Below are 18,179 nucleotides of genomic sequence, written 5' to 3'. Positions count from 1 at the left end.
TCCTTGCGAAATGTCATGGGATCAGCGGTTCGGCCTCGGCGGGAATGTCCGCCGGGTCGTCGCCCGCGATGGTGAAGACCGGCCGGTCGCGATAGGCCCATTGGGCGCGGTCGCCATCGGGCCGCACGGTCCAGGCGCCCATGCCCCGCCGCGCCATGCCCGCCGGGAAGACGCGCCAGTCGGCGCAGTCCGTGCCACAGGCCTTGCCCTTATGCGTAATCAGCAAATTCCCCTGACCATCGACCAGCAGATAGCGTCCGTCCACCAGCCGCGCCGTCACATCGGCCGGCGCGTCGATCTTGGGCGCGGCCGGCACATATTTGAGGCTGTTCCAGACCAGAGCGTCCTCGCCTTCATGCCCGATCGTGCCGGGCCGATCGCCGGCATGGGTGAAGACCAGATTGACCCGCTTATAGACCCATTGCGGCCCGCTCGGTCCCTGCATCACGATCCAGTCGGCGCCGTCCTGCTTCAGCCGGGGCGCCTTGCGATCGCCGCCGAACTCGGGCGGTGCAGGCACGATCTCCGCCTTGGCCGGCGCGGCCAGCGGCGTCCATTGCATCAGGCAATCGCCCGAACACCAGAGCGGCTGATGCCCGGTCCGCCCGGTCACGGCGCGCATGTCCATGCCATAGAGGGTGCGGCCATGGGCATCGACATAGATGCTCTGCTCGCCGACCTTGCGGACGCTGACGCCGGCCGGCAGCGGCTCGCCGCTCGCGGCCTCGGGCGGCAGGTCGGCGGCCTGCGCCCAGAGCGCGGCCGGCTGCACCAGCCACAGGATCGCGGCCGCCCGGCGCCACATCAGCGCTTCTCCTCGACGCGGAAGCTGCGATGGCAGGTGCCACAGCTTTGCCCCAGCGTCTTGGCCGCAACCCGCATCTTCGCCACGTCGCCGCTCGCCGCCACGGTGGCGAAGCTGTTGGCCTGTGCGGTAAAGCCGTCCTGCGCCGCCTTGAATGCGGCCGGCTGGCTCCAGATTTCGGGCTTGGCCGCCGTCTTGACGCCGGGTTTCAGGCCGCTGCCGGCCGGGAACCAGCCCTGCTGCTGGCGCGCATAATCGCGGATCTGCCGCGCCGAAATCTGGATCACATAGGTTTGCGGCGTGGCCGATTTCAGCTCGTCATTGATATTCTTGAACGCCGCGCCGACCTCGCGAAAACCCGCGATCCGGGTGGCGACGATATCGCCGGGCGCGGCCGCCAGCGGTGCCGCGCAGAGCAGTGCCAGCATCGCGATCGGCCGCTTCATCCGGGCTGTATCGTGCATCCTCATCCTCGTCCCTTTCATGTCTGTCACAGCATCGGATCGGCAAAGACCCACCAGGCGAGGCTGCCCGCCAGCAGGATGGCGACGGCGAAGGCGACAGGCGACGCGCGCCGCACCGCCACCGGCTCGCCGGTCACTTTCGCGCGGCCGCTGACCATCGGCCCGATCAGGTTGCGCCGCCGCACCAGCAGGTAGAACAGCACCGCCAGGACATGCAGGCCGATCAGCATCTGCAGGATGGTGAAGCTGATGCCGTGAATCTCGGAGGCGAGCCGGCCCTGATCGAAATCGACCAGATGCGACAGCGGCCCGGATTCGATGCCGTCGATATCGACCGCGAACAGGCCGGTGCCGACTTGCACCGACAGCGCCAGTAGCATCGCCAGCACGCTCCAGCCGCCCAGCGGATTATGGCCCGGCGCCGCGGGCACACGGCCGGTCAGATAGGCGAAGATCGCGCGCGGCCCGCGCAGGAACTGGGCAAAGCGCGCAGGCCCCGATCCGATCACGCCCCAGATCAGGCGAAAGGCGATCAGGAACAGCACGGCCTGACCCGACAGGCGATGCCAGTCCATGTGATAGGTTTCCGCGCTCCACCAGGAAAAGCCGATCAGGCCGACCAGCGACCAGTGAAACAGGCGGATGGGCAAGTCCCAGACATATTGGCGGGCTGGGTTCGCCATCAGCTCTTCTTCGCCCAGCTGTCGCACACGCCTTCGGCCGGCACGATGCCGCCGCTCAGCAGCGCGCATTTGCCGCAACCGGGCTGGGCGGCGGTGAAAAAGGCGCACAGGCCGCAGCGCTTGGTCGCATCGCTCGACGTGCGAAAGCCCAGCGACTTGCGCATGCTCTTCTGCGCGGCCGACAGGCTGGCGGGATCGACGCATTCGGCGGCATTGGCGATGCTCGCAATCCCCAGCGGCACGCAGGCGATCAGGCCCAGCGCCGATCGGCGGCTCCAGTGACGGACATGATGATGGCTTGCCGCCATGCGGCCCACTCCTCTTCCGTGCCGGCCCGGTTGCTCCGGTCCTCTTGTGCGATCCTTCTAGCAGGGGGGCGGCGGATTAATTTGTCAGCGCCGACAAAATCGGCGCAGAATGCAGGCGCTTATTCCGCCCTTTGTGTCGGGCCTGACAAAATCCGGCGCGGGCCGGCGGCTAGAAGGAGCGGCATGGGAAGAGGAGAGGTAAGGGTGACAGCGAAGCTGACAGGCGACAGCGCGCCGGGCGACACGCATATCCTGATCGTCGATGACGATCCGTCGCTGCGCGCGCTGGTCCGCGCTTTCCTGATACAGGAAGGCTATGTCGTCAGCGAAGCGGCCGATGGCCCGGCGATGCGGGCCATACTCGCCCATCAGCCGGTCGACATCATCGTCCTCGACGTCATGATGCCGGGCGAGGATGGGCTGTCGATCGCCCGTTCGCTCGCGGGACAGCAGGATGCCGGCATCATCATGGTGTCGGCGCTGGGGACGGAGGGGGACCGGATCACCGGCCTGGAAATGGGCGCCGACGACTATCTGCCAAAGCCGCTGTCGCCGCGCGAGTTGCTCGCCCGCATCCGTGCGCTGCAGCGCCGCCGTCGCCCGGTCGCCGACACCCGCCAGCCGGTGCTAGCCCATTATCATTTCGAAGGGTGGCAACTCGATCCGGTGCGCCGGGTGCTGCGCGATCCCGCCGGCATCATCATCAGCCTGTCGGAGGGGGAGTTCGCCCTGCTGCTCGCCTTCATCGAACATCCCCAGCAGATATTGAACCGCGACGCGCTGGTCGAACTGGCGCGCGGCGAGGATGCCGATGTGTTCGACCGGGCGATCGACACCCAGGTCAGCCGCTTGCGCCGCAAGCTCGGCACCCGCGCGCGCGGCGAATTGATCCACACCGTCCGGTCTGAAGGCTATATCTTCCAGGCGCCGGTGCAGCGCGGATGAAGGCGGGCTTCCTGCGCTGGGCCAATTCGATCCACGCCCATCTGCTGGCGCTGGCCCTGGTCGTGATCCTGACGCTGACCGCCTTCAGCCTGACCCTGCTGCTCTATTTCATCCCGCCCGAACGGGTGCCGCTGTCGGTCTATGAGATTGCCCGCATCGTCCATGGCCAGCCCCTGCTGCGCGACGAGCCGGTGGTGCATGAGGTGCGGCAGGCCATCGCGCCGCCGGCATCGACCGACCCGGCCGATCGGCTGATCGCCGCGCTGCTGGCCCGGCGCCTCAGCCTGCCGGCGGCCGATGTGCGCATCCGTCTCGACCCCGGCGATCGCGAGCGGATCGGCCAGTTCGTGGCGGAGATGCAGCTTTATGGCCCCGATGGCGTCGCCGATCCCTTCATCCTGGGCACCTTCACCGCCGCGATCCGCCAGCCCGACGGTCAGTGGCGGATGATCACGCGGGAAGCGCGGGGCGGGCGGTCGCTCTGGCGGCTGCTCGGCCAATATGCCTTCCTCGTCGGCATCCTGCTGGTGGTGCCGCTCAGCCTCTGGTTCAGCGCGCGGCTGACCCGCCCGATCCGCGCCTTCGCCGCCTCGGCCGAGCGGATGGGGGCAGGGCAGGAGGAACAGCCGATCCCGCTCGACGGGCCGAGCGAGATCCGGCTGGCGGCGCAATCGATCAACGAGATGCAGGCGCGCATCGCCCGCTATGTGCGCGAACGCACCTCGGTCGTCGGCGCGATCGCGCATGATCTGCGCACGCCGCTGTCGCGCCTCCATTTCCACCTCACCGCCGCGCCCGCGCCGGTGCGGATCGCGGCCGAGGAGGAAATCCGCCAGATGGAGGCGCTGATCGGTACGACGCTGGACTTCGTCGACAATGAAAACCGCCCCCGCCTCAAGGAACCGCTCGACCTTGGCCTGCTGGTCGAGGGGCTGGTCGACGATTTTTCCGATATGGGCCGTGACGTGACCCTGCTGGGCGCGGAGCCTGTCATCATCGCGGGTGACATGATCCTGCTCAAACGGCTGTTCACCAACCTGATCGACAATGCGATCAAATATGGCAATCGCGCGCGGGTGCGGGTGATGCGCGACGAGGGGCGGGCGATCGTCACGATCGAGGATGACGGGCCGGGCATGGAACAGGCCGATATCGCCCGCGCCTTCGAGCCCTTCTATCGCGGCGAACCCTCGCGCAACCGCAGCACCGGCGGCGTGGGTCTGGGGCTGTCGATCGTCCAGTCGGCAGCGCAGGCGCATCAGGGGCGGGTGCTGCTGGCGCGCACGCCCGATGGTGGGCTGCGCGCGCAGGTCGAGCTGCCAGTTTAGAGCGTTTTCTGATCAGGTGGAATCACCTGATGACTCGGAAAACGCGTTAAACCAAAAACTTAGAGCAACCGATCTGACGCAGTCGGATCGGAATTTGCTCTAAAGCCCTTCCGCCTCCACCCATTGCGCGCCGGTCAACGCGCGCGCCATGTCCCAGCTATGGCGGCGGATATCGGGCACGGCGACGATCTCCCAATGAGCGCCGCGCGTCATCGGCCCGACCACCAGCAGCCGTTCCTGCGCGCTGCCGTCGCGTGCGATGGCATGGCCCTGCCGGTTGGTGTCGATGCCGATCGCCAGCGCATCGGGCCGGATTGCGCCACGATCCGCCAGCCGGCGCAGCAGCACATCGTCGGTCCGGCCCAGATCGGCCAGCGGCCCGGTGCAATTGACCACCCGCGCCACCCGGATATCCTGCACCTGTTCGCCGCCGCGCGGCCGCCATTGCACGATCAGCCCCTGGTCGGCGTCCTGCGCGCCGATGATTCGGCCCGCCGCGATCCGCAGCCGCCCGCTCGCCTGCATCGCGGCGATCCGTTCAGCCACCTGCGGCGCGATGCGGTGGCGATGCACGTCCCAATAGGGCCGGGCATGACGCAGGAAGCGCGCCCGTTCGACCGGGGAGGCCGCCCGCCATATATCCTGGGTGAAGGGGCGCAGTTCATCGACCGCGCGGCGCCAGCCGACCGCATCGGCGCGCTGGCGGATGGTGCGGACCAGCCCGGCGCAATGGGCGGCGGGCCGTTCGCGCAGGGCAGGGAAGGGCGCGGCCGGCGCATGGCTGTGCGGCACCAGCCCGCGCCGCGACAGCGCCAGGATCGATCCGCGAAAGCCGGCGCTGTCCAGCGTCTGCGCGCAATCCACCGCGGTCAGGCCCGTGCCCAGCAGCAGTATCTTGTCGCTCGGCGTCAGCCCCTCGGCAATGTCCGCGCCCCAGGGTTCGGATACATAGAGCGGGGGCGCCTTGTCCCGGAATGGCGGCAGGTCATGCGGCGGCAGATTGCCCGGTGCCAGCGCCACCGCGTCGGCCGTCAGCACCTTGCCCGACGCCAGTTCGACGACACAGCCATCGCCGGTCATGCGGATGTCGACCGCCGCATCATCGATCACGTCCAGCCGGTCGCCCGCCTCGGCGCGGGTCTTGTCCAGCAGCGCGGAAAGATAGCGGCCATAGGTCGCCCGCGTCGCGAAGCTGGCGTCCGATCCGCCACTCGTCTCCGCCAGCCATTGCGCGAAATGGCCCGGCTGGTCGGGAAAGGCGCTCATGTTGCCGGCGCGGACGTTGAGGATATGATCGGGCAGGGCGCTGCCGAACGCGACACCCTTGCCCAGCCGTTCGGGCCGCCGCTCGACCAATGTCACCCGCATCGTCCCGTAGCGCAGCAGGTTGATCGCCAGCAGCGTGCCGCTGAACCCGCCACCGACGATGATCAGGTGGGAAACTTGGAACATGGGGGAAATCTCTCCGGGCAGGGAAGGGGCCTGCCAGATAGAGCAGCCCGTCGGGGCGCTGTCGAGGGGGCGGCACAGGTCGCGTCTCATGCCCGCCTCGTCCCGCAGACGGGGCGATCCGACCGAAGGTCCAATTGCACCGGCGGCCTGCTTTGCCATCTTCTGAAGGCTGAAAGACGATCACAAAATCGACCCAGGAGACAAGATGATGCTGCAACAGGCGCTGGATAAATTCGCCGGCCAGACCCTGATCCGCGACCGCTACGACAATTATATCGGCGGGCAGTGGACGGCACCGGCCAAGGGCCAGTATTTCGACAATATCTCGCCGGTCACCGGCCAGGTCGTGTGCCAGGTCGCGCGCGGCACGGCGGACGATATCGAGGCCGCGCTCGACGCCGCCCATGCTGCCAAGGACGCCTGGGGCAAGATGTCGTCGACGCAGCGGTCCAACATCCTGCTCAAGATGGCCGATCGCATGGAGGCCAATCTCGACCTCATCGCGCTCGCCGAGACGATCGACAATGGCAAGCCGATCCGCGAGACCACCCATGCCGACATTCCGCTCGCCATCGATCATTTCCGCTATTTCGCCGGCTGCGCCCGCGCCCAGGAAGGATCGATCAGCGAGATCGACCATGACACCATCGCCTATCATTTCCACGAGCCGCTGGGTGTCGTCGGCCAGATCATCCCCTGGAACTTCCCGATCCTGATGGCGGTGTGGAAGCTGGCGCCGGCGCTGGCCGCCGGCAACTGCATCGTGCTCAAGCCCGCCGAGCAGACGCCGATGTCGGTGCTGGTCCTGGCCGAGATCATCGGCGACCTGCTGCCGCCGGGCGTGCTCAACATCGTCAACGGCTTCGGCGTGGAAGCGGGCAAGCCGCTGGCGTCGAACAAGCGGATAGCCAAGATCGCCTTCACCGGCGAGACCACGACCGGCCGCCTGATCATGCAATATGCCTCGGAAAACCTGATCCCCGTCACGCTGGAACTGGGCGGCAAGTCGCCCAACATCTTCTTCGAGGATGTGATGGATGCGGACGATGATTATTTCGACAAATGCCTCGAAGGCTTCGCCATGTTCGCGCTCAACCAGGGTGAGGTCTGCACCTGTCCCAGCCGCGCGCTGATCCAGGAATCGATCTACGAAAAGTTCATCGAGCGGGCGATCGCGCGGGTAAAGGCGATCAAGCAGGGCAGCCCGCTCGATCCTTCGACGATGATCGGCGCCCAGGCGTCGAACGACCAGCTCGAAAAGATCCTCTCCTACATCGCGATCGGCAAGGAAGAGGGCGCACAAGTGCTGACCGGCGGCGATCGCGCCACCCATGACGGCGAACTGGCCGATGGCTTCTATGTGACGCCCACCGTGCTCAAGGGGCATAACAGGATGCGTATCTTCCAGGAGGAGATTTTCGGCCCGGTGCTGGCCGTCACCACCTTCAAGGACGAGGCGGAGGCGCTCGCCATCGCCAATGACACGCTCTACGGCCTGGGCGCGGGCGTGTGGACCCGCGACGGCGCCCGTGCCTATCGCATGGGTCGGGGCATCCAGGCCGGTCGCGTCTGGACCAACTGCTACCACGCCTATCCGGCCCATGCGGCCTTCGGTGGTTACAAGCAGTCGGGCATCGGCCGCGAAAATCACAAGATGATGCTCGACCATTATCAGCAGACCAAGAATCTGCTGGTCAGCTACAGCCCCAAGGCGCTGGGCTTCTTCTGACGGATCCACAGCGGAGCGCCCCTTCTCTCTCCTTTCTCGGCGCTCCGCACCTTTGGCGGGCATCCTCCCCCGGATGCCCGCCAGCTTTGGTTCTGCCAATGTTGCCAATGGCGGTTTTGGTTCTGAAGGATCGGATCGATGGCCGATTGTCCTGCCCGCATTCTCGCCACGCCCGCGGCCGACGCGCTGATCGCGCGCCTGACCGACCAGCATGGCCCGCTGATGTTCCACCAGTCGGGCGGCTGCTGCGACGGTTCCGCGCCGATGTGCTTCCCGCGCGGCGAGTTCCGGGTCGGCCCGCAGGATGTGCTGCTGGGCCATGTCGCGGGCGATGTGCCGGTGTGGATCGGCGCGGCCCAGTTCGAATATTGGCGCCATACCCAGGTGACGATCGACGTGGTGCCGGGGCGTGGCGCCGGCATGTCGCTCGAAAGCCCGGAGGGGCAGCGCTTCATCGTCCGCTCGCGCGTCTTCACCGATGCGGAGGCGGATCTGCTGGAAGCCGCTGGAGAGCCGGCGCGTGGTGGCTGAGCGGCGCTTCACCGAACATGCGCTGCGCCCGCAGGTGGTGGGCGAGATGCAATTGCGCCGCGAACCTGCGCTGACGGTCCCGGCACGGATGATCCAGCTTGTCCGCCTGCTCGATGCGGACGCGCGCACGGCCGAACTGGCGGCCGTGTCCGCCATGCCGGGCGATCTGCGTCCAGGGCATGACAGCCGCCATCGCGAGACCCGGCTGGGCGCCGACATCCATCTTCACTGGGAGCAGCATAGCGAGGCCAGCACGGTCACCCTGGTGCGCGGCGGCAGCGATCCGGTCGGCTGGGATTTTCCCGATGCGGCCGACGCCCGTGCCGCGATCGCCTGGGCCGAATATCTGCCGGGTGCGGTGATCCGCGCCGTGCGGCTGGCGATCGTCGCGGATGAAGGCGCCGCCGCTGAGCTGGTGGCCAGTGCCGGTTTCCCGGCGGGCCAGCTCGTCACCTGCCATGTCGGTGGCGGCGCGCGCATCTGGACCGATTTCCGCATCCATGATGATGGCTATGGCCGGATGGTGGTGGCCGCCAACGGCCTGCTGCCCGGCGATCTTGCCCGCTGCGTCCAGCGGCTGCAGGAACTGGGCAATTATCGCAATCTGGCGCTGCTTGGCCTGCCGCCCGCGCGCACGGCCTGGGCCGATCTCGACTGGCTGGAACAGGCGCTGGAGCAGGTCGGCCGGGCGCTGGCCGCCGGCGAGGTGCGCGACGATGTGCTGCTGGGCCGACTGATCCAGTTGTCCGCCGACATATTGTCGATCGACAGCGGCTGCGCCTATCGGATGAGCGCGACCGCCGCCTATGGCCGGATCGTCGCCAGTCGCCTCGCCGAACTGGACGTCGTGCCGATCGCCGGTCATCGCTCGCTCGCCGACTTCACCGAAAGGCGGCTCTGGCCTGCCGTGCGCACCTGCGCGGCGCTGACCGATCGGCTGGCGCTGCTCAACGGCCGCGCGGCGCAGTTCACCGCCCTGCTGCGCACCCGGATCGAAACCCATATCGAGAACCAGAATGGCCGCCTGCTCGCCTCGATGGACCGCAGCGCACGGATGCAGCTCCAGCTTCAGCAACTGGTTGAGGGGCTGTCGACGGCTGCCGTCAGCTATTATGCGCTTGGCCTGCTCTCCTATCCGCTCAAGGCCGTGGAAAAGCACTGGCCGCGCCTGTCCGCGACGCTGCTGCTGGGGCTTGCCATGCCATTCGTCGCATTGCTGGTCTTCCACCTGATCCACGGCGCCAGAAGCCGGCTTGTTTCGCGTGACAGGCCAGCGGAACCCGCTACATGATAATGCCCCAAAGCATAAGAAAATGGGCGATGGGGAGAGACAATGGCGACAGGCGCAGGGGTAAGGGCAGGGATAGGATTTGCGTCCTCCCATGCCGACGATCCGTTCGAGGCGATGGCGGATCTGGTGGATCAACTCGGCACGGAGCCGCTGGCCGGCGCCGTGATCTTCTGTTCCCAGCATTATGACCGGGATAGCCTGGCGCGGGCGATCAACCTGCATAGCGAATGCACCACCGTGATCGGCTGCACCAGCTCGGGCGAACTGACCGATGCGGGCTATGATCATGACAGCCTGACCGTGATCGGCTTTCCCGCTGCCGATTTCTGCATGACGTCCCATTGCTTCGACGACATCGACAATTTCGATCCGGTCGCCGCGCGCGAAATCGTGCGGACGCTGGCGGCGCAGGCGGAACGGGACAGCCGCCGACTGGGCGGGCTGGTCAACCATGTCGCGCTGTTCCTGGTCGACGGCCTCTCGCACCGGGAGGAACTGCTGACCATGACGATCCAGGATGCGCTGGGTGATATTCCGCTGATCGGTGGATCATCCGGCGACGATCTCGCCTTCCGCCAGACCGCGATCTTCGATGGCGGCCGCTTCCATGCCCGCGCCGCCGTGGTGGCGATCCTCTCCTCGACCCGGCCGATGCACGTCTTCAAGGCGCAGCATTATCAGCCTGGCGCCGCCAAGATGGTGATTACCGGCGCGATCCCGCACGAACGCATCGTGACCGAGATCAATGCAGAGCCGGCCGCGGCCGAATATCTGCGGCTGGCCGGCCATGCCGGCGAGGAGCTGGGGATGGAATTTTTCGCGGCGCATCCGCCGATGGTCCGGGCCGGCGGCGAATATCATGTCCGCTCGATCCAGAGCGCCAACCCGGACGGCAGCCTGACCTTCTATTGCGCGATCGACGAGGGGATCGTGCTCAACATCGGCGAGCCAGTGGATCGGATCGCCGGCATGCGCCAGCTCTTCTCCGACCTGCACGCCCGCGTGGGCGAGGTGGACCGGATCATCGCCTTCGACTGCGTGCTCAACCGCATCGATGCCGAACAGCGCCAGATTTCGCGCGATGTTTCCGCCCTCTATGCCGGCAACCGGGTCATTGGCTTCAACACCTATGGCGAGCAATATCATGCGTTGCACGTCAACCAGACCTTCAGCGGATTGGCGATCGGCCGATGAGCGAGCTGCGCACCGCCCTTGAAACCGACGCGGAGCTGGATGCCCTGCGCGAGGAGGTGCGCAAGCTGCGCAAGATCAACGGCGCGCTGATGGACCGGGTGGAACGCTCGACCGACATGTCGGCCAACGCCTTTTCCATGTTCGAAACCGCCATCTCGCTTGAAGCCAAGGTGCGCGACCGGACGCTCCAGCTGGAGGATGCGCTGGGCCGCCTCGCCAAGGCCAATGCCGATCTGGCCGAGGCCCATGCCGATGCGGACGCCGCGCAGGTGCGCCTGCGCGATGCGATCGAATCGATCAACGAAGGCTTCGTGCTGTTCGATGCCGAAGACCGGCTGATCCTGTACAATGAAGCCTATCTCGGCTTCTGGCCGCAGGTCGCCGAGCGGCTGGACCAGAATCTGACCTTCCACGACATCGCCCGCATCGCCGCCCACAGCCAGGGGCCGGCCGGGGCACAGGTCGCGCCCGATCGCTGGGTGTCGGATCGCCTGGCAAAGCATGGCATCGCCGATGGTGGCCAGGTGCAGCGGCTGGCCGATGGTCGCTGGATACAGATCAACGAACTGCGCACCAGCGAAGGCGGCATCGTCGGCATCTATACCGACATTACCGAGGCGAAGGCGGAGGATGCCCGCGCCCGTGCCCGCGAACTGGCCGAACGCAACGTCGTGCTGCAGTCGACGCTCGACAATCTGTCGGAGGGGGTCTGCGTGTTCGACGGCAGTGGACAACTGGCCGCCTGGAACGACGCGCTGCGCCGGCTGCTCGCTTTGCCGGAAAATTTCGCCGGCGCGCTTGGCAGTCATGCCGAATTGCAGCGCTGGTGCCGCGAGACGCTGGCGATGGACGATCAGGGCTGCCTCGACTGGCGCGGCGGCGGCGCGGACCAGCAGGCGATGGTCTGCCTCTGCACCGCCGGGGAACGGCATTTCGAATTGCGCAGCAACGCCATGGCCGATGGCGGCCAGGTGTTCGGCTTCACCGACGTCACCGACATGCTGCGCGCCCAGGCCAGCCTTCAGGAAACGGCTGAAACGCTGGAACGGCGCGTGTCGGAACGCACCGGCGAACTGGTCGACCTCAACCGCAAGCTGGAAGGCGAAGTGGCCGAGCGCCGCGCGATCGAGGCGGCGCTGATCGATGCCAAGATCGTCGCGGAAAAGGCGAACCTGTCCAAGACCCGCTTCCTCGCCGCCGCCAGCCATGATCTGCTCCAGCCGCTCAATGCCGCCCGCCTGTTCGTCGCGGCGCTGGGCGACCGGCGGCTGGCGCTGCCGACCCGCGCGCTGGTCAACCAGACCTCGACCGCGCTCGACTCGGTCGAGGATCTGCTGGAGGCGCTGCTGGAAATCTCGCGCCTGGATGCCGGTGCGATCCAGCCGGAAATCGGCCCGTTCCGCATCGATCGGCTGCTCCAGACGCTGAATGTCGAATTTGCCCCCATGGCCCGATCGGCTGGCCTTGCCTTCCGGATCGAGGCGCAGCCGCTCTGGGTCGAGACCGACCTGCGCCTGCTGCGCCGTATCCTCCAGAATTTCATCTCCAACGCCATCCGCTACACGCCGCGCGGCACGGTTTCGGTCGCCTGCATCCAGCATGACGACCGGGTGGAGATCAGCGTGACCGACAGTGGCCCCGGCATCGCGCCCGAGCAACAGGCGCTGATCTTCGAGGAGTTTCGCCGGCTCGACACCCGCAGCCAGGGCAAGGGGCTGGGCCTCGCCATCGTCAAGCGGGCCAGCGACATGCTCGGCCACCCCATCACCTTGCGCTCGCAGCCGGGGCAGGGGGCGACCTTCGCCATCGCCCTCCCCATCGGCCAGCCCCAGCGCGAGGAGGATGGCGACACCGGCCAGCCGACCCGCGACCGGTCGATGCGCGACCTGTCGGTGCTGGTGGTCGACAATGAAAAGCAGATCCAATCGGGCATGCGCACCCTGCTCACCGGCTGGGGGTGCAGCGTCGTCACCGCCGACGGCTATGACCAGGCGTCCGCGCTGTTCGCCGATGGCCGCCGGCCCGACATCATCCTGGTCGACTATCATCTCAAGGACGGGGAGACCGGCGACACGGTCATCACCCGCCTGCACGATCATTTCGGCGTCCGCATCCCCGCCGTCATGATCTCGGCCGATCGCGGCGAACCGCTCAAGACCCAGCTCGCCGCCGCCAACATCCCCCTGCTCAACAAGCCGGTAAAGCCCGCCCAGTTGCGCGCGCTGCTGCGCACCATGCTGGCCTGAAAGGGGACGGGACAAGGCGTGCCGCGCCATCTTCCCCCGCAGGCCGAATCCCGGTAAGGGCTGGCGATGACTTCATCGCCCGCGCCGCTGACCCGCTCCCTCTTCGTCTTTTCCATCCTTTATGGCGGCATGGTCTGCATGGCCGGCGTGCTGGGGGTGAAACAGGTCGCGCTGGGGCCGCTCGCGGTGGAGGCCGGCATCTTCGCCTTCCTGCTGCTGGTCATCATTTCCAGCGCCGTGTCGGAACTGCACGGCCAGAAGACGGCGACCGCGCTGGTGCGCCTGGGCTTCGTGCCGCTGCTGGTGTCGGCCGCGCTGATCCATATCGTCATCGCCCTGCCGCATGATCCGGGCATGTATCCGCCCGCCGTCGATGCCTTCCCGATCGTCGTGGGACAGGGATCGCGGATGATGCTGGCGGGCCTCATTTCCTATGGCACGTCGCAGACGCTCAACGTCTTCATCTTCTCGCGCCTGGCCGGGGGCGAGGGCCGTCTGGTCTGGCTGCGCGGCATGGTGGCCAGCGTCGTGTCGCAGATCGTCGACACCCTGCTGTTCATCACCATCTCCTTCTATGGCGAGCGGCCGATCATGGACCTGATGGTCGGACAGATGATTACCAAGGTGCTGCTGTCGATCATCCTGGTGCCGCCGCTCATCTCCGCAGCGGTCGCATTGGGCCGTCGCCTCGATCGATAACTTGCCGTAGCGCGCATATGGGCTTATGCGCGCGCGCATGACCAGCAACTACGCCCCCGATCCCGCGCTCCTCGCGAAGGCCGAAACCCTTGTCGAGGCGCTGCCCTATATGCAGCGCTATGCGGGCAAGACCTTCGTCGTGAAATATGGCGGCCACGCCATGGGCGATCCGGAGGCTGCACGCGACTTCGCCGAGGACGTCGTCCTGATGAAGGCGGTCGGCATCAATGTCGTCGTCGTCCATGGCGGCGGGCCGCAGATCGGCGCGATGCTCAAGAAGCTGGGCGTCGAATCGCAGTTCGTGAACGGCCTGCGCGTCACCGACAAGGAAACCGCCCAGATCGCCGAAATGGTGCTGGCCGGTTCCATCAACAAGGAAATCGTCGGCTGGATCAGCGGCGCGGGCGGCCGGGCCGTAGGCATCTCCGGCAAGGATGGCGGCCTCGTCCTGTGCGAGAAGGTCGGCCACAGCCGCGCGCCCGATCCCAATTCGGGCATTGAGCGCCATGTCGACCTGGGCTTTGTTGGCGATCCGGTCTCGGTCGATCGTCGCATCCTCGACACGCTGACCCAGGACGGCATCATCCCTGTGGTCGCGCCCGTGGGCATCGGCGCCGATGGCCATACCTATAATGTCAATGCCGACACCATGGCCGGCGCGATCGCCGCCGAACTTCAGGCGTCGCGCTTCTTCCTGCTGACCGACGTGCCGGGCGTGCTCAACAAGGACAAGGAATTGCTGACCGATCTCGATCCGGCGGCGATCCATGCGTTGCAGGTCGACGGCACCATCACCGGCGGCATGATCCCGAAGCTGGAAACCTGCGTCAAGGCGGTCGAGAGCGGCGTCGATGCCGCCGTCATCCTAGACGGCCGGGTGCCGCATGCGATGCTGCTGGAAATCTTCACCGATCGCGGTGCGGGCACGCTGATCCGCAAATAAGCCCGGATTTACCGGAGCAGGATTGCCGGATCAGCCCAATATATGCGCTTTTCCGGCAGGGTCCGGCCGTCCGGGCCGGGCTTGTCCCAATCCTCGACCTCGACCCCGCCGCGCGAGGCATAGAAGCCGCGCGCGGCCAAATTGTCGCTGTAGCACCACAGGAACAGGCCGGTCTGCGGCCAGCCCTCGATCGCCCATTGCGCCCCGCGCGCCAGCAATGCCGTGCCAAGGCCCGTGCCGCGCGCGGCGGGCAGGGCGTGGAGATTGTCGACCAGCGTGCCCCAGCGATCATCGGCCCCGCCGATGATGCAGGTGAAGCCCATCGGCTGCCCGTCCCGTTCGGCGATGATGATGCGCTGTCCCGGCGCCGGATGTTCGAGCCGCTGTGTCCATGTGGCCAGCCGCTCGGCCTCGATCCCGCCCGCCAGATAGGCCGGGTCCATGATATGGGCATAGGCGATGCGCCAGCTTTCCACATGCATGGCGGCGATCAGCGGGGCATCGGCGGGGGAGGCGTCACGAAAATCCATGGCTCCGCTATAGCGCGACGGGCTGGTCCCGCTACCCCTTCCTGCCGAACCGGCTTTTGCAGAACTATGGCGTCCTTTGGTGGAATAAGGGACTGTCGCGACTTGTGGCCGGCCCCATGCCTCGGCTAGAGCGAGCGCCAACCGCTCTTTCGGAGACCGCATGGCCTACGCCCTCTATCAGACCATCGTCATCCTGCTCGACGTGCTGTGGTGGATCATCATCATCCAGGCCGTCATGAGCTGGCTGATCGCCTTCAACGTCGTCAACATGGGCAGCGATTTCGTGCGCACCGTGATGGTCGCGCTCGATCGGATGACGGCGCCCATCTATAATCCGATCCGCCGGGTCATGCCGGACCTTGGCGCGCTCGACCTGACGCCGATGGTTGTCCTGCTGGGCATTCTCATCATCCGCCAGGCGATCCTGCCGCCGCTCTTCTCCAGCCTGATGTGACCGGGTGGCGCCGGGACGGGGATGACCTCATTCTGGCGGTCCGCCTGACGCCCGGCGCCACGCGCGAGGATGTCGGTGGGCGCTGGACCGACGAACATGATGCGCACTGGCTGTCCGCCCGCGTGCGCGCCGTGCCGGAAAAGGGAAAGGCCAATGCGGCGCTGATCGCGCTGCTGGCCAAGCGGCTGGATTGGCCCAGGGGCGCGATTTTGCTGGAATCGGGTGATACCAACCGGCTAAAGCGATTGCGGATACAGGGCGGGGCGCAGGCGTTGGACCGGCTGACCGCCATCATCGAGACATGGATAGACGCGACATGACGATCGGCAAGATTATCGACGGCAAGGCTTTTGCGGCCGGACTGCGGGACAAGGTGGCCGATGGCGTCGCCGCCTTCGTGGAACAGACGGGCCGCAAGCCGGGCCTGGCCGTGGTGCTGGTGGGCGAAGATCCCGCGAGCAGCGTCTATGTCCGCAACAAGGGCAAGATGACCCTGGCCGCCGGCATGGAAAGCTTCGAGTTCAAGCGCCCCGACAGCATCGGCGAGGATGACTTGCTCGACCTGATCGAGGAACTGAACCATGACGACCGCGTCGATGGTATCCTGGTCCAGCTGCCGCTGCCCAAGCATATCGATGAAGCGGCGGTGATCGCCGCGATCGACCCGGCCAAGGATGTCGACGGCTTCCATGTCGTCAACACGGGGCGTCTGGCCACCGGACAGGATGCGCTGGTGCCCTGCACGCCGCTCGGCTGCATCATGCTGCTGAAGGATGAACTGGGCGACCTGTCGGGCATGGAGGCGGTCGTGGTCGGTCGTTCCAACATCGTCGGCAAGCCGATGGCGGCGCTGCTGCTCGCGGAAAATTGCACCGTCACTATTGCCCATAGCCGCACCCGCGACATCGCCAGCATCGTCCACCGCGCTGACATCGTGGTCGCTGCCGTCGGCCGCGCCGAAATGGTGAAGGGCGAATGGATCAAGCCGGGCGCGACGGTGATCGACGTCGGCATCAACCGCGTGGTCGATACCGAAGATGGCAAGGGCCGGATCGTCGGCGATGTCGCCACGGCCGAAGCGCTGTCCCATGTCCGCGCCATCACCCCGGTCCCCGGCGGCGTCGGCCCGATGACGATCGCGGTGCTGCTGCGCAACACGCTGGTCGCCGCCCATGCGCGCGCGGGCCTCGCCAAGCCGGAGGGGCTGTGAAGGGGCGCGGCGCGCTCCTCGCCCTCAGCCTGGTGATGCTGGTCGCGGCCAAGCCGCCGATGCGTTACCAGCCCGATCCCAGCTCGGTGATCGCGGCCGAAATCGCCTTCAACCGGCTTGCCCAGCAAAAGGGGCAATGGACCGCCTTTCGCGAGACGGCAGCGGATGACGCCGTGATGTTCGTGCCGCAGCGGGTGGTGGCGAAGGACTGGCTGAAGAAGCAGGCGGACCCGCCGGCCTCGGTCAGCTGGTCGCCCTCGATCGTCTATGTCTCCTGCGACGGCCTGCTTGCCGCCAGCACCGGCAACTGGAAACGGCCGGACGGATCGGTCGGCTATTTCACCACCCTGTGGAGGCGCGACAAGAAGGGCCGCTGGCAGTGGATCCTCGATCATGGCGATCGTCTGGCGACCGAACGGGAGGTGCCGGAATTTCTGACCGGCAAGGTCGCGACCTGCAAGCGCGGCGCGCGGCCCGAAGGTCCGCCCCCGGCAAAGGGGGAGGCGCCGCCGGTGCCGCAGGATGACAGCCTGATCTGGTCCGCCGATGTCGCGACCGACGGCAGCCGCCGGATCACCGTCCGCATGTGGAACGGGACCGGCTATGATGTGGTAATCGACGACAAGGTGGGGGCGCCGTCATGATGGAATTGTTCATATCCGCTTTCGTCACCCTGTTCGTGGTGATCGATCCGCCGGGCTGCGCGCCCATCTATGCCAGCCTGACCAGCGGGGCGAGCATCGCCCAGCGTCGGTCGATGGCGATCCGCGCGGTCGGCATTGCCGCCGCCATCCTGCTGGTCTTCGCCCTGTGGGGCAAGCAGCTGCTTGGCGTGCTCGGCATCGAACTGGACAGTTTCCGCATTGCCGGCGGCATCATGCTGTTCATGATCGCGATGGACATGGTGTTCGAAAAGCGCACCCAGCGGCGCGAGGACCGGGCGCAGAAGATCGCCGAGACGCCGGAGGTGGAGGATGTCTCCGTCTTCCCGATGGCGATGCCGATGATCGCCGGACCGGGCTCGATCGCGACCGTCATGCTGTTGATGTCGCGCGCCGATGGCATGGTCGACCGGCTGGTCGTGCTGGTCGCCGTCGCGGTGACTTTGGTGCTGATGCTGGGCGCCTTGCTGGCGGCCGGGCCGTTGATGGCGATCCTGGGCACCAAGATCGAGGCGGTGATTACCCGCCTGCTCGGCGTGCTGCTCGCCGCGCTCGCGGCGCAGTTCGTGATCGACGGGCTGAAGGCCAGCTTCTGACCCGTCCCTGCCTGTCCTACAGCCCCTGTTCCATGCTAGTCGGGAACAGGGGACGATAGGGATGAGGCGCGCAACATGATTTCCAACATCGGCATCAAAATGTCGAAAT

The 18,179-nt window shown here is 66.7% G+C and carries 20 protein-coding genes; 14 read left to right on the top strand and 6 right to left on the bottom strand.

The features are described 5' to 3' along the window. Positions 1-13: 13 nt before the first annotated feature. From ACUCV3_RS03300 to ACUCV3_RS03285, 4 genes are read right to left on the bottom strand one after another with little or no spacing between them, the layout of a single operon-like run. On the bottom strand, positions 14-805 hold the full coding sequence (locus ACUCV3_RS03300) for a COG4315 family predicted lipoprotein (protein WP_482240383.1): 792 nt from the start codon (positions 803-805) through the stop codon (positions 14-16). Continuing rightward, entirely contained in the window at positions 805-1,269 is a 465-nt protein-coding gene (locus ACUCV3_RS03295) for a c-type cytochrome (RefSeq protein WP_122928279.1), read from the bottom strand. Before ACUCV3_RS03295 ends, ACUCV3_RS03300 begins: the two co-directional genes overlap by 1 nt. A 26-nt stretch (positions 1,270-1,295) precedes the next feature. After that, positions 1,296-1,952 (bottom strand): cytochrome b/b6 domain-containing protein, encoded by a 657-nt coding sequence (locus tag ACUCV3_RS03290; protein WP_122928278.1) that lies wholly within the window; start codon positions 1,950-1,952, stop codon positions 1,296-1,298. Beyond that, a complete protein-coding gene (locus tag ACUCV3_RS03285; protein ID WP_122928277.1) occupies positions 1,952-2,260 on the bottom strand; it encodes a high-potential iron-sulfur protein in 309 nt (102 codons plus the stop codon). Before ACUCV3_RS03285 ends, ACUCV3_RS03290 begins: the two co-directional genes overlap by 1 nt. Before the next feature lie 204 nt (positions 2,261-2,464). On the opposite strand from ACUCV3_RS03285, the gene ACUCV3_RS03280 reads away from it, so the two are divergent. Continuing rightward, complete coding sequence (locus tag ACUCV3_RS03280; protein WP_010338467.1) at positions 2,465-3,205, top strand: response regulator; 741 nt, start codon at positions 2,465-2,467, stop codon at positions 3,203-3,205. Continuing rightward, the gene (locus tag ACUCV3_RS03275) at positions 3,202-4,533 is read left to right on the top strand and encodes a sensor histidine kinase (RefSeq protein ID WP_122928276.1); all 1,332 of its coding nucleotides are present in this window, start codon (positions 3,202-3,204) and stop codon (positions 4,531-4,533) included. The genes ACUCV3_RS03280 and ACUCV3_RS03275 overlap by 4 nt, the downstream gene beginning before the upstream one ends. A 99-nt stretch (positions 4,534-4,632) precedes the next feature. Here the strand turns inward: ACUCV3_RS03275 and ACUCV3_RS03270 are convergent, their stop codons facing one another. After that, on the bottom strand, positions 4,633-5,985 hold the full coding sequence (locus ACUCV3_RS03270) for an FAD/NAD(P)-binding protein (RefSeq protein WP_122928275.1): 1,353 nt from the start codon (positions 5,983-5,985) through the stop codon (positions 4,633-4,635). A gap of 208 nt (positions 5,986-6,193) precedes the next feature. Between ACUCV3_RS03270 and adh the strand changes: the two genes are divergently transcribed. The 7 genes from adh to argB all read left to right on the top strand — a co-directional run bounded on the left by adh (position 6,194) and on the right by argB (position 14,618). Continuing rightward, the gene (gene adh, locus ACUCV3_RS03265; protein ID WP_122928818.1) at positions 6,194-7,714 is read left to right on the top strand and encodes an aldehyde dehydrogenase; all 1,521 of its coding nucleotides are present in this window, start codon (positions 6,194-6,196) and stop codon (positions 7,712-7,714) included. 138 nt (positions 7,715-7,852) lie between these two features. Then, positions 7,853-8,245, top strand: coding sequence for a DUF779 domain-containing protein (locus ACUCV3_RS03260; RefSeq protein WP_004208356.1), 393 nt, complete (start codon positions 7,853-7,855; stop codon positions 8,243-8,245). Next, a complete protein-coding gene (locus tag ACUCV3_RS03255; protein ID WP_122928274.1) occupies positions 8,235-9,536 on the top strand; it encodes a DUF3422 domain-containing protein in 1,302 nt (433 codons plus the stop codon). Before ACUCV3_RS03260 ends, ACUCV3_RS03255 begins: the two co-directional genes overlap by 11 nt. Before the next feature lie 42 nt (positions 9,537-9,578). Further along, a complete protein-coding gene (locus ACUCV3_RS03250) occupies positions 9,579-10,730 on the top strand; it encodes an FIST N-terminal domain-containing protein (protein ID WP_206364605.1) in 1,152 nt (383 codons plus the stop codon). Then, positions 10,727-12,976, top strand: a complete 2,250-nt coding sequence (locus tag ACUCV3_RS03245; RefSeq protein ID WP_122928272.1) for a hybrid sensor histidine kinase/response regulator — start codon at positions 10,727-10,729, stop codon at positions 12,974-12,976. The genes ACUCV3_RS03250 and ACUCV3_RS03245 overlap by 4 nt, the downstream gene beginning before the upstream one ends. A gap of 66 nt (positions 12,977-13,042) precedes the next feature. After that, positions 13,043-13,675, top strand: coding sequence for a queuosine precursor transporter (locus tag ACUCV3_RS03240; RefSeq protein ID WP_010338459.1), 633 nt, complete (start codon positions 13,043-13,045; stop codon positions 13,673-13,675). Between the two features lie 25 nt (positions 13,676-13,700). Further along, entirely contained in the window at positions 13,701-14,618 is a 918-nt protein-coding gene (argB, locus tag ACUCV3_RS03235) for an acetylglutamate kinase (RefSeq protein ID WP_004208351.1), read from the top strand. Positions 14,619-14,626: 8 nt separating this feature from the next. Here the strand turns inward: argB and ACUCV3_RS03230 are convergent, their stop codons facing one another. Further along, on the bottom strand, positions 14,627-15,148 hold the full coding sequence (locus ACUCV3_RS03230; protein WP_037520209.1) for a GNAT family N-acetyltransferase: 522 nt from the start codon (positions 15,146-15,148) through the stop codon (positions 14,627-14,629). 160 nt (positions 15,149-15,308) lie between these two features. Between ACUCV3_RS03230 and ACUCV3_RS03225 the strand changes: the two genes are divergently transcribed. Genes ACUCV3_RS03225 through ACUCV3_RS03205 form a run of 5 tightly spaced genes read left to right on the top strand, consistent with a single transcriptional unit; the run spans position 15,309 to position 18,070 of the window. Further along, on the top strand, positions 15,309-15,602 hold the full coding sequence (locus ACUCV3_RS03225) for a YggT family protein (protein WP_004208349.1): 294 nt from the start codon (positions 15,309-15,311) through the stop codon (positions 15,600-15,602). Next, positions 15,599-15,922, top strand: coding sequence for a DUF167 family protein (locus ACUCV3_RS03220; protein ID WP_122928271.1), 324 nt, complete (start codon positions 15,599-15,601; stop codon positions 15,920-15,922). Before ACUCV3_RS03225 ends, ACUCV3_RS03220 begins: the two co-directional genes overlap by 4 nt. Continuing rightward, entirely contained in the window at positions 15,919-16,812 is an 894-nt protein-coding gene (gene folD, locus ACUCV3_RS03215) for a bifunctional methylenetetrahydrofolate dehydrogenase/methenyltetrahydrofolate cyclohydrolase FolD (protein WP_010338455.1), read from the top strand. The genes ACUCV3_RS03220 and folD overlap by 4 nt, the downstream gene beginning before the upstream one ends. Beyond that, positions 16,809-17,456, top strand: a complete 648-nt coding sequence (locus tag ACUCV3_RS03210; protein ID WP_122928270.1) for a YybH family protein — start codon at positions 16,809-16,811, stop codon at positions 17,454-17,456. Before folD ends, ACUCV3_RS03210 begins: the two co-directional genes overlap by 4 nt. Then, a complete protein-coding gene (locus ACUCV3_RS03205; RefSeq protein ID WP_004208345.1) occupies positions 17,453-18,070 on the top strand; it encodes a MarC family protein in 618 nt (205 codons plus the stop codon). Before ACUCV3_RS03210 ends, ACUCV3_RS03205 begins: the two co-directional genes overlap by 4 nt. Positions 18,071-18,179: the final 109 nt, after the last annotated feature.

The organism is Sphingobium sp. VMM (genome assembly GCF_056790315.1).
This window is presented reverse-complemented; position numbering and strand designations above follow the sequence as displayed.